This is a genomic window from Bacteroides sp. CAG:189, from assembly GCF_000432295.1.
Lineage (GTDB): Bacteria > Bacteroidota > Bacteroidia > Bacteroidales > Bacteroidaceae > Bacteroides > Bacteroides salyersiae.
The window spans coordinates 1-11,192 of sequence record NZ_HF990964.1 but is presented as its reverse complement, the minus strand read 5'-3'; the positions used below and the strand labels follow the sequence as shown (position 1 = coordinate 11,192).

The window sequence follows — 11,192 nt, the reverse complement described above, 5'->3', positions numbered from 1 at the left end:
AATATCCGGATTTTCTGGAAGTACAATTGAAGTCATTCCAAGACTTTCTACAACTAGACACCCCGCCCGAGAAGCGTAAGAACGAGGGATTGTATAAAGTATTTGCTGAAAACTTCCCCATTGCCGATACAAGAAATAATTTTGTTCTTGAGTTTTTGGACTATTATATTGATCCGCCGCGTTATACCATTGATGATTGTATAGAGCGTGGGCTTACTTATAGTGTCCCTTTGAAAGCGAAACTCAAGCTCTACTGTACCGACCCTGATCATGAGGATTTCGATACGGTGATTCAGGATGTGTTCCTCGGTCCGATTCCTTACATGACAGATAAAGCTACTTTTGTCATTAATGGTGCCGAGCGTGTAGTTGTGTCTCAGCTTCATCGTTCTCCAGGTGTATTTTTCGGTCAGAGTGTTCATGCTAATGGTACGAAGCTTTACTCGGCACGTATTATTCCGTTCAAGGGTTCATGGATTGAGTTTGCTACCGACATCAATAATGTGATGTACGCATACATCGATCGAAAGAAAAAATTGCCTGTAACAACGCTGTTGAGAGCGATAGGCTTCGAAAATGATAAAGATATTCTTGAGATTTTTAACTTGGCAGAAGATGTTAAGGTGAATAAGACAAATCTTAAGAAGGTAGTAGGCCGCAAGTTGGCTGCACGTGTATTGAAAACTTGGATTGAAGATTTCGTTGATGAAGATACCGGTGAGGTTGTTTCTATCGAGCGTAATGAGGTAGTTATCGACCGTGAGACTGTCATTGAGGAAGAACATATCAATGAGATTATCGATTCGGGTGTCCAGAATATCTTGATTCATAAGGACGAGCCGAATCAATCTGATTATTCTATTATATATAATACTCTGCAGAAGGACCCGAGTAACTCGGAAAAGGAGGCAGTGCTTTATATTTATCGTCAGTTGCGTAATGCAGATCCTGCTGATGATGCAAGTGCACGTGAGGTTATTAATAACCTGTTCTTCTCAGAGAAGAGATATGACCTTGGTGATGTAGGTCGTTACAGAATCAATAAAAAGTTGAACTTGACGACGGATATGGACGTACGTGTCCTCACCAAAGAAGATATTATTGAAATCATCAAATATCTGATTGAATTGATTAATTCAAAGGCGGATGTGGATGATATTGACCACTTGAGCAATCGTCGTGTGCGTACGGTAGGCGAACAGTTGTCTAACCAATTTGCTGTTGGTTTGGCACGTATGTCACGTACTATCCGTGAACGTATGAATGTTCGTGATAATGAGGTGTTTACCCCGATTGACTTGATCAATGCGAAGACGATCTCTTCTGTGATCAATTCTTTCTTTGGAACGAATGCATTATCGCAATTTATGGACCAGACAAACCCGTTGGCGGAAATCACTCACAAACGCCGTATGTCGGCTTTAGGTCCTGGTGGTCTTTCTCGTGAACGTGCCGGATTTGAGGTTCGTGACGTTCATTACACGCATTATGGTCGTCTTTGCCCGATTGAAACGCCGGAAGGTCCGAATATCGGTTTGATTTCATCATTGTGTGTGTTTGCTAAAATCAATGACCTCGGATTCATCGAGACTCCTTATCGTAAGGTTGCGGATGCCAAAGTGGATCTTTCGGATAACGGCTTGATTTATTTGACTGCCGAAGAAGAAGAAGGTAAGATTATTGCCCAGGGAAATGCTCCGTTGAACGATGATGGAACATTTGTCCGTAATAAAGTAAAATCCCGTCAGGATGCCGACTTCCCGGTAGTAGAGCCGGCAGAAGTTGAACTGATGGACGTATCTCCTCAGCAGATTGCTTCGATTGCTGCTTCTTTGATTCCGTTCCTTGAACATGACGATGCTAACCGTGCGTTGATGGGATCGAACATGATGCGTCAGGCAGTTCCTTTGTTGAGAAGTGAAGCTCCTATTGTAGGAACCGGTATCGAGCGTCAGCTGGTTAGGGATTCACGTACGCAGATTACGGCGGAAGGTGACGGTGTGATTGATTACGTAGATGCAACCACTATCCGTATTTTGTATGATCGTACGGAAGATGAAGAGTTTGTAAGTTTTGAATCGGCTCTGAAAGAATATAGAATTCCTAAATTCCGCAAGACTAACCAGAATATGACTATTGACCTTCGTCCGATCTGCAACAGAGGTGACAGGGTAACAAAAGGCCAGATATTGACGGAGGGTTATTCTACTGAGAACGGTGAATTGGCATTGGGTAAGAATTTGCTTGTTGCTTATATGCCGTGGAAAGGTTATAACTATGAGGATGCCATCGTATTGAACGAACGTGTGGTTCGTGAAGATTTGCTGACTTCTGTCCATGTAGAGGAATACTCGTTGGAAGTTCGTGAGACAAAACGTGGTATGGAGGAATTGACTTCTGATATTCCTAATGTGAGTGAAGAAGCAACTAAAGATCTTGACGAAAACGGTATTGTGCGTATTGGTGCACGTATTCAGCCGGGTGATATCATGATCGGAAAGATTACTCCGAAGGGAGAATCAGATCCTTCACCGGAAGAAAAATTGCTTCGTGCTATTTTCGGTGATAAAGCCGGTGACGTGAAAGATGCTTCTTTGAAAGCTTCTCCTTCATTGAAAGGTGTGGTGATCGATAAAAAACTCTTCTCTCGCGTAATCAAGAACCGTAGTTCCAAGTTGGCAGATAAGGCTTTACTTCCTAAAATCGATGACGAATTCGAAGGTAAAGTATCTGATCTGAAACGTATCTTGGTGAAAAAGTTGATGACGCTGACTGAAGGTAAAGTTTCTCAGGGGGTCAAAGACTATTTGGGTGCTGAAGTTATTGCCAAAGGTTCTAAGTTTAGTGCTTCCGATTTTGACTCACTTGATTTTACATCTATCCAGCTGAGTAATTGGACAAGTGACGAACACACCAATAGTATGATTCGTGACTTGGTGATGAACTATATTAAGAAGTATAAAGAACTGGATGCCGAACTGAAACGTAAGAAGTTTGCTATCACGATCGGTGATGAGCTTCCTGCCGGTATTATCCAGATGGCTAAAGTATATATTGCTAAGAAACGTAAGATCGGTGTAGGTGATAAGATGGCGGGTCGTCACGGTAACAAGGGTATTGTTTCACGTGTCGTACGCCAGGAGGACATGCCGTTCCTTGAAGATGGAACTCCGGTTGATATTGTTTTGAATCCGTTGGGTGTACCTTCACGTATGAATATCGGACAGATATTTGAAGCTGTTCTCGGACGTGCCGGAAAAACGCTGGGTGTGAAGTTTGCAACTCCTATCTTTGATGGTGCTACCATGGAAGATCTCGATGAGTGGACAGACAAGGCCGGTTTGCCTCGTTACTGTAAGACTTATCTTTGTGATGGTGGTACCGGTGAACAATTCGACCAGCCGGCAACTGTTGGTGTGACTTATATGTTGAAACTCGGTCACATGGTTGAAGATAAGATGCATGCTCGTTCTATCGGTCCGTACTCGCTCATAACTCAGCAACCTTTGGGTGGTAAAGCTCAGTTTGGTGGTCAGCGTTTCGGAGAAATGGAGGTTTGGGCACTCGAAGGTTTCGGTGCAGCGCATATTCTTCAGGAAATTTTGACGATTAAGTCAGATGATGTTGTAGGACGTTCCAAAGCCTATGAAGCGATTGTGAAGGGCGAACCTATGCCGCAACCCGGTATTCCGGAATCTCTGAACGTGTTGTTGCACGAGTTGAGAGGTTTAGGATTAAGCATCAACCTGGAATAATTATTTAGTTGAAAGTTGATAATTGATGCTGGAGTGATTCTGCTTTCAATTATCAATCTTCAACTTTCAACTTTCAACTTTTAATTTTCAACTATATTATAGTATGGCTTTTAGAAAAGAAAATAAGACGAAGAGCAATTTCTCGAAAATCTCTATTGGTTTGGCTTCTCCGGAGGAAATCCTTGAGAATTCGAGTGGTGAAGTATTAAAGCCTGAAACCATTAACTACCGTACGTACAAACCGGAACGTGATGGCTTGTTCTGTGAGCGTATCTTTGGTCCTATCAAAGATTACGAATGCCATTGTGGTAAGTACAAACGTATCCGTTATAAAGGGATTGTGTGTGACCGTTGCGGTGTGGAAGTTACAGAAAAGAAAGTGCGTCGTGAACGGATGGGACATATCCAGTTGGTTGTGCCGGTGGCTCACATCTGGTATTTCCGTTCGCTTCCTAATAAGATAGGTTACTTGCTGGGATTGCCTACCAAGAAACTCGATTCCATTATTTATTATGAGCGTTATGTTGTTATTCAGCCGGGTATAAAGGCGGAAGATGGCATAGCTGAATATGATTTGCTTTCAGAGGAGGAATATCTGGATATTCTGGATACACTTCCGAAAGAAAATCAGTATCTGGAAGATACAGACCCGAATAAATTCATCGCCAAGATGGGTGCAGAGGCTATCTATGACTTGTTGGCCCGTCTGGATCTGGACGCGTTGTCGTATGAATTGCGCCATCGTGCCGGAAACGATGCTTCACAGCAGCGTAAGAACGAGGCGTTGAAACGTCTGCAGGTTGTAGAATCATTCCGTGCATCACGTGGACGCAACAAACCGGAATGGATGATCGTACGTATCGTACCGGTTATTCCGCCTGAACTTCGTCCGTTGGTTCCGTTGGATGGTGGTCGTTTTGCTACTTCTGATTTGAATGACTTGTATCGTCGTGTCATTATTCGTAATAACCGTTTGAAACGTCTGATCGAGATCAAGGCTCCCGAAGTAATTTTGCGTAATGAAAAACGTATGCTTCAGGAATCGGTGGATTCACTGTTCGACAACTCACGTAAATCAAGTGCTGTTAAGACAGATGCTAACCGTCCGTTGAAATCATTGTCAGACAGTTTGAAAGGTAAGCAAGGACGTTTCCGTCAGAATCTGCTCGGTAAGCGTGTTGACTACTCTGCTCGTTCGGTAATCGTTGTAGGTCCCGAGTTGAAAATGGGTGAATGCGGTATTCCTAAGTTGATGGCTGCAGAACTTTACAAACCGTTTATCATACGTAAATTGATTGAACGCGGTATTGTGAAGACCGTAAAATCCGCGAAGAAGATTGTTGACCGCAAGGAACCGGTGATCTGGGATATTCTTGAGCATGTAATGAAAGGACATCCGGTATTGCTGAACCGTGCACCGACGCTTCACCGTCTGGGTATTCAGGCGTTCCAGCCGAAGATGATTGAAGGTAAAGCTATCCAGTTGCATCCGCTTGCTTGTACGGCATTTAATGCCGACTTCGACGGTGACCAGATGGCGGTTCACTTGCCTTTAAGTAATGAAGCTATTCTTGAAGCACAAATGTTGATGCTTCAATCACATAATATTCTGAATCCGGCCAATGGTGCTCCTATCACTGTGCCTGCACAGGATATGGTTCTTGGTTTGTATTATATTACCAAGTTGCGTACCGGTGCTAAAGGTGAAGGTTTGACTTTCTACGGACCGGAAGAGGCATTGATTGCGTATAACGAGGGTAAGGTGGATATCCATGCTCCGGTAAAAGTAATCGTGAAGGATGTTGACGAGAATGGTAATATTGTGGATGTAATGCGTGAGACTTCTGTCGGACGTGTTATTGTGAACGAGATTGTTCCGCCTGAAGCTGGCTATATCAATACGATTATCTCTAAGAAATCGCTTCGTGATATTATTAGTGATGTAATTAAGGTGTGTGGTGTGGCGAAGGCTGCCGATTTCCTTGACGGAATCAAGAACCTCGGTTATCAGATGGCCTTCAAGGGCGGTCTGTCATTCAACTTGGGTGATATTATTATCCCGAAAGAGAAAGAGACATTGGTTCAAAAGGGGTATGACGAAGTAGAGCAGGTGATCAATAACTATAATATGGGTTTCATTACCAACAACGAACGTTACAATCAGGTTATTGATATTTGGACACATGTCAACTCGGAGTTGTCTAATATTCTGATGAAGACTATTTCTTCTGACGATCAGGGCTTTAACTCTGTATACATGATGCTTGATTCGGGTGCCCGTGGTTCTAAGGAGCAGATTCGTCAGTTGTCTGGTATGCGTGGTTTGATGGCTAAACCGCAGAAAGCCGGTGCAGAGGGTGGTCAGATTATTGAAAACCCGATTTTGTCGAACTTTAAAGAGGGACTTTCGGTGTTGGAGTATTTTATCTCTACCCACGGTGCTCGTAAAGGTTTGGCTGATACGGCGTTGAAGACTGCTGATGCCGGTTATTTGACTCGTCGTCTGGTAGATGTTTCACACGATGTTATTATTAATGAAGAAGACTGTGGAACTCTTCGTGGATTGGTTTGTACGGACTTGAAGAATAACGATGAAGTTATTGCTACTCTGTATGAGCGTATACTCGGACGTGTATCTGTACATGATATAATTCATCCTACTACAGGCGAATTGTTGGTTGCCGGTGGAGATGAGATTACAGAAGATATCGCTAAGAAGATTCAGGAATCTCCGATCGAAAGTGTTGAAATCCGTTCAGTGTTGACTTGTGAATCTAAGAAAGGTGTATGTGCTAAATGTTATGGACGTAACCTTGCAACGAGCCGCATGGTTCAGAAAGGTGAAGCTGTCGGTGTAATCGCTGCCCAGTCAATTGGTGAGCCGGGTACACAGTTGACATTGCGTACGTTCCATGCCGGTGGTACAGCCGCCAATATTGCAGCTAATGCGAGCATTGTAGCTAAAAATGCCGCTCGTCTGGAATTCGATGAGCTCCGCACGGTTGACATTGTTGATGAGATGGGCGAATCTGCGAAAGTGGTGGTAGGTCGTTTGGCTGAAGTACGTTTTGTGGATGTAAACACTAATATTGTTCTGTCTACTCATAACGTTCCTTACGGTTCGACATTGTATGTATCGGATGGCGATGTGGTTGAAAAGGGTAAGCTGATTGCTAAGTGGGACCCGTTCAATGCCGTTATTATCACGGAAGCTACCGGTAAGATTGAATTTGAGAGTGTTGTTGAGAATGTCACTTATAAGGTTGAATCGGATGAAGCGACCGGACTTCGTGAAATCATCATCATTGAGTCTAAGGATAAGACAAAAGTGCCTTCGGTTCATATTCTTACTGAAGATGGCGATTTGATCCGTACTTATAACTTACCTGTGGGTGGACACGTTATTGTTGAAAACGGACAGAAAGTGAAAGCTGGTGAGGTTATTGTCAAGATACCGCGTGCTGTAGGTAAGGCCGGTGATATTACCGGTGGTCTTCCCCGTGTTACGGAGCTTTTCGAAGCGCGTAATCCGTCGAATCCTGCCGTTGTATCAGAAATCGATGGTGAGGTTACGATGGGTAAGATTAAACGTGGTAACCGTGAGATCATCGTTACATCTAAGACCGGTGAGGTTAAGAAGTATCTCGTGGCCCTATCTAAGCAAATTCTGGTACAGGAGAACGACTATGTGCGTGCTGGTACTCCGCTATCGGATGGTGCTATTACTCCGGCAGACATTTTGGCAATTAAAGGTCCTACGGCAGTGCAGGAATATATTGTGAACGAAGTTCAGGATGTATACCGTCTGCAAGGTGTGAAGATCAATGATAAGCATTTCGAAATAATCGTTCGTCAGATGATGCGTAAGGTGGAAATTGACGAGCCGGGAGATACGCGTTTCCTTGAACAGCAGGTTGTGGATAAACTTGAGTTTATGGAAGAAAACGATCGTATCTGGGGTAAGAAAGTGGTCGTTGATGCCGGTGATTCTCAGAATATGCAGCCGGGTCAGATTGTTACTGCCCGCAAGTTGCGTGATGAAAACAGTATGTTGAAACGTCGTGACTTGAAACCGGTTGAAGTACGTGATGCCATTGCGGCTACATCTACGCAGATACTCCAAGGTATCACGCGTGCTGCATTGCAGACTTCCAGCTTTATGTCGGCAGCATCTTTCCAGGAGACTACGAAAGTGTTGAATGAGGCTGCTATCAATGGTAAGATCGATAAGCTCGAAGGAATGAAAGAGAACGTTATTTGCGGTCATTTAATTCCGGCAGGTACAGGTCAGCGTGAATTTGACAAGGTTATTGTCGGCTCAAAAGAGGAGTATGATCGTATCTTGGCAAACAAGAAGACTGTGCTTGATTATAATGAAGTAGAATAAGAATACCGAATTGGTTATTATAAAAAGAAGGGGCAATCACTGTAATAGTGGCTGCTCCTTTGTTTTAATAACTGTTTTTCAGTTTTGTTTTACCTCCTTCACCGCATTCACCTTTTTGGTGTAATACCTCTTCCATCGGCTTTGTAGGGTGAAGGGTCACTCTTTTTGAGGTGAATTGTTTAACCGGTGTACCCGGTACACATTTCCCCATTTTGTATGTTTTCGGACAACTCCTGCCGTCGCTAATATCTGGCTGAAATGATTCGGATTTGCACCCCGCATGGCCGTCGGATTGTGACGTTGTAATGTTTGGAAAATCTCGGCGGCCGATAGCAGTTCATAAGTATCTTCTTCAAAAGCCGGTCGGAAACAATCGCGAAGTACTTCTTCAGCCAATGTCTGACGATAGAACGAAAGATTGTGTTGCTGGATTTGTTGTTGTTCTTCTTTATTGAAGAAGTAACGCCTGTCTGCCATGAGCTCTGCTTTTAATTGGGCATAGATCTGCGAATGCTCAATCCCCTCCAGATTAATGGCTTGCTTCACTTCAATGCAAATATATCTTCGGCTACCGCTTGGGTCTGTTAATAAATCCATGCGATTGGATGTGCCGATAAATGAGGCGATACGGGGAAGTAGACGGTAACTTTTTTGATGTGGTTTCCGGAGATTCAGTGTAGACAGTTGCATTAGGTTTTTAAGCTGTGGCATTTGGACGAGTGAGTATCGGTCGAATTCAGCCAGGTTTATAAGAGCCATTTCTGCCAGTTTCCGTTCGGCATCTCCTTGTGAGGTGAGCGAAAATTTTTCGGTGTAATAGCGATGAAGGCAAGGGTGGAGCAAACCTTTGCAAAAGGTAGATTTCAGATGTCCCTGTTCGCTGCTGACAAGGATGGGAACTACACAATTTGCATGTACTTGTTACTTTCCGGTCCATTGAGCTACAACTGCCAGCATCCAGGTGTGAAAACTTTTGATCCATATGGGTGATGTCGATACGCGCTGCGCCAGATCGGTGAGTCGGTCGTGACCATCTCATTCGGGGAGTTCTTTCATATAAAGTTGTAATGGGTGATACGAAGGTATGCGTGTGGAGAGTAGATAGCGGTTTAAATCCCGATCCCAGCATTTGATGCCTATTGTACGGGCATCCATACAAAGTGTATTCATTTCCCGTTGCCCGATCGGTGTGAATGCCGGGTCGGAAGAACTGTTTGGCCGGAATTCTGTCTCTTCTGTCAGCAAGTTATAACGAAAGTCATACTGTATTAATAAATAGTTTTGAAGTGCTTCGCTCGCTTCCTGCTCTTGGACCATCGTTTTGTTTTCGATTCTTCTTTTTTGCCCTGTTTTTGACTCATTGTTTGTTACTTTCCGATTCCACCGGAAGAAATTTCTGATCATTTCCGTAAGTTTCATGTTATTTTCGTTATTGGTTCTTAGGGCAAATGTAAGGTCGTCGATCCCTCTTTTTCGAATTTTCGGGGAATAGATTTATTGAAATCTGCTTAGTTGAAAATAACCTGGCAAATGCTTTGTTTCCTGCTTGTATTTACCTACTTTTGCATGAGAGTTATTAGCGTTTCACAATTGTGAGAAATTCGTCTCTCAATAATGAAACGTGCGTCTTTCATTTGTGAAAAACATGTCTCATAATTGTGAAACGATAATGTTTCTGGTGAGATTGATTATCCTTAAAGAGAATATCGTTATGGCAGTAGAATTTGAGTTTGCTCCGGTGCCGATGCCTTCAGGACGCCCGAAGAAATTACGTTACTATCCCCGCGTTGTAAATCGTCGCACAGTTTCGACTCCCGACATTGTGAAAGAAATTGAAATGGCTTGTACATTGACAAGAACCGATGTGGTGGCTGTGCTTGATGCATTGAACCGTTCGTTGGTAGGCTGGTTGAAAGATGGATGGCGTGTTCATATCGATGGTATCGGATATTTTGATGTATCTTTGACTGCTCCGGAAACGCGAAATCCGAAGGATACCAGAGCTTCGAGCGTGAAATTTAAGAATGTTAACTTTCGTGCCGATAAAGAATTGCGTTACCGGGTGGCCGAACTGAAAGCTGAACGCTCAAAGGCCGGAAGCCATTCGGCTCATTTGTCGGAAATAGAGATAGATATGAAATTGACAGAGTTTTTTAGTGAGAACAGTATATTGGTCCGTCGCGATATCGAAAAAATCTGCCAAATGACACGTGTTACCGCTGGACGTTGTTTGAAGCGGTTGCAGGAAGAGAAGAAATTGAAGAATATCAATACCAAGCAGCAACCGGTATACGTTCCCGTACCCGGACATTACCGGACTTCATTGGAACGGTAGTCTCTTTCACCCTGAATCTCTTTACCACAGCCGGTTACAGTGAGAATGGTGAAAGCGATGAAGGGAGATAAAAACATGGAAATACTCACTATAAATAAAAAATAAATATATTATTATGGAAAATCAGAACCCAAACAATCAGTTGCAGATAGAATTGAAAGAAGAAGTAGCTCAAGGCACTTATGCCAATTTGGCTATCATTACTCATTCCAGTTCAGAGTTTATTCTCGACTTTGTACGCGTGATGCCCGGGATACCGAAAGCCGGAGTTCAATCGCGTGTTGTTTTGGCACCCGAACATGCCAAACGACTGCTTCGTGCATTGGAAGAAAATATTGGTAAATATGAACGGGTATTTGGAGAAATTCGTATGCCCGGAGAGTATCAAGGGGGGACATTTATTCCGCCGATATCGGGTTTTAAAGGTGAAGCTTGATTCGGAAAAATGAATACCAGAGAGGCTTCTCACTACCTTCAAACAATAATTATTGCAGTTTGGAAAGAGGCGGGACTGGATACATGGGTATTGATGTATTGTAAAGCTTTACGATATGATCATGTCTGTGGATTTTTTAGCGAAAGAGGGGAATGGTACTTATATAGCGCTATTCCCTTTTTCTTTTATTGACAGTGAATTGATTATGAAAGCGTTTTTCTAAAAATAATCATATAACTCATTGTGTTTTCAAATATTATTCGTATTTTTGCAGCCCAA

6 protein-coding genes are annotated in these 11,192 nt (G+C 43.2%); 4 read left to right on the top strand and 2 right to left on the bottom strand.

The features are described 5' to 3' along the window. Nucleotides 1–3,755, top strand: a 3,755-nt coding sequence (gene rpoB / locus QVP90_RS00180; protein ID WP_288203555.1) for a DNA-directed RNA polymerase subunit beta, incomplete at its 5' end; no start/stop codon positions are given. A gap of 103 nt (nt 3,756–3,858) precedes the next feature. Beyond that, nucleotides 3,859–8,142, top strand: a complete 4,284-nt coding sequence (rpoC, locus tag QVP90_RS00175; RefSeq protein ID WP_005928995.1) for a DNA-directed RNA polymerase subunit beta' — start codon at nt 3,859–3,861, stop codon at nt 8,140–8,142. Between the two features lie 156 nt (nt 8,143–8,298). Here the strand turns inward: rpoC and QVP90_RS00170 are convergent, their stop codons facing one another. Both QVP90_RS00170 and QVP90_RS00165 read right to left on the bottom strand, forming a co-directional pair. Then, nucleotides 8,299–9,036 carry a DUF3874 domain-containing protein gene (locus QVP90_RS00170; RefSeq protein ID WP_264381118.1) on the bottom strand — a complete coding sequence of 246 codons (738 nt, stop codon included), beginning with the start codon at nt 9,034–9,036 and terminating at the stop codon, nt 8,299–8,301. A 141-nt stretch (nt 9,037–9,177) separates the two neighbouring features. Next, nucleotides 9,178–9,561 carry a hypothetical protein gene (locus QVP90_RS00165; protein WP_021935354.1) on the bottom strand — a complete coding sequence of 128 codons (384 nt, stop codon included), beginning with the start codon at nt 9,559–9,561 and terminating at the stop codon, nt 9,178–9,180. 292 nt (nt 9,562–9,853) lie between these two features. Between QVP90_RS00165 and QVP90_RS00160 the strand changes: the two genes are divergently transcribed. Continuing rightward, nucleotides 9,854–10,477, top strand: coding sequence for an HU family DNA-binding protein (locus QVP90_RS00160; RefSeq protein WP_021935353.1), 624 nt, complete (start codon nt 9,854–9,856; stop codon nt 10,475–10,477). Nucleotides 10,478–10,592: 115 nt separating this feature from the next. Then, a complete protein-coding gene (locus tag QVP90_RS00155) occupies nt 10,593–10,913 on the top strand; it encodes a DUF3467 domain-containing protein (RefSeq protein WP_021935352.1) in 321 nt (106 codons plus the stop codon). Nucleotides 10,914–11,192: the final 279 nt, after the last annotated feature.

What these genes read in the sequence shown, in the direction of transcription:
- rpoC (WP_005928995.1), top strand. Translation starts at nt 3,859, where the DNA reads ATGGCTTTTAGAAAAGAAAATAAGACGAAGAGCAATTTCTCGAAAATC.
- QVP90_RS00165 (WP_021935354.1), bottom strand. Translation starts at nt 9,561, where the DNA reads ATGAAACTTACGGAAATGATCAGAAATTTCTTCCGGTGGAATCGGAAA.
- QVP90_RS00160 (WP_021935353.1), top strand. Translation starts at nt 9,854, where the DNA reads ATGGCAGTAGAATTTGAGTTTGCTCCGGTGCCGATGCCTTCAGGACGC.
- QVP90_RS00155 (WP_021935352.1), top strand. Translation starts at nt 10,593, where the DNA reads ATGGAAAATCAGAACCCAAACAATCAGTTGCAGATAGAATTGAAAGAA.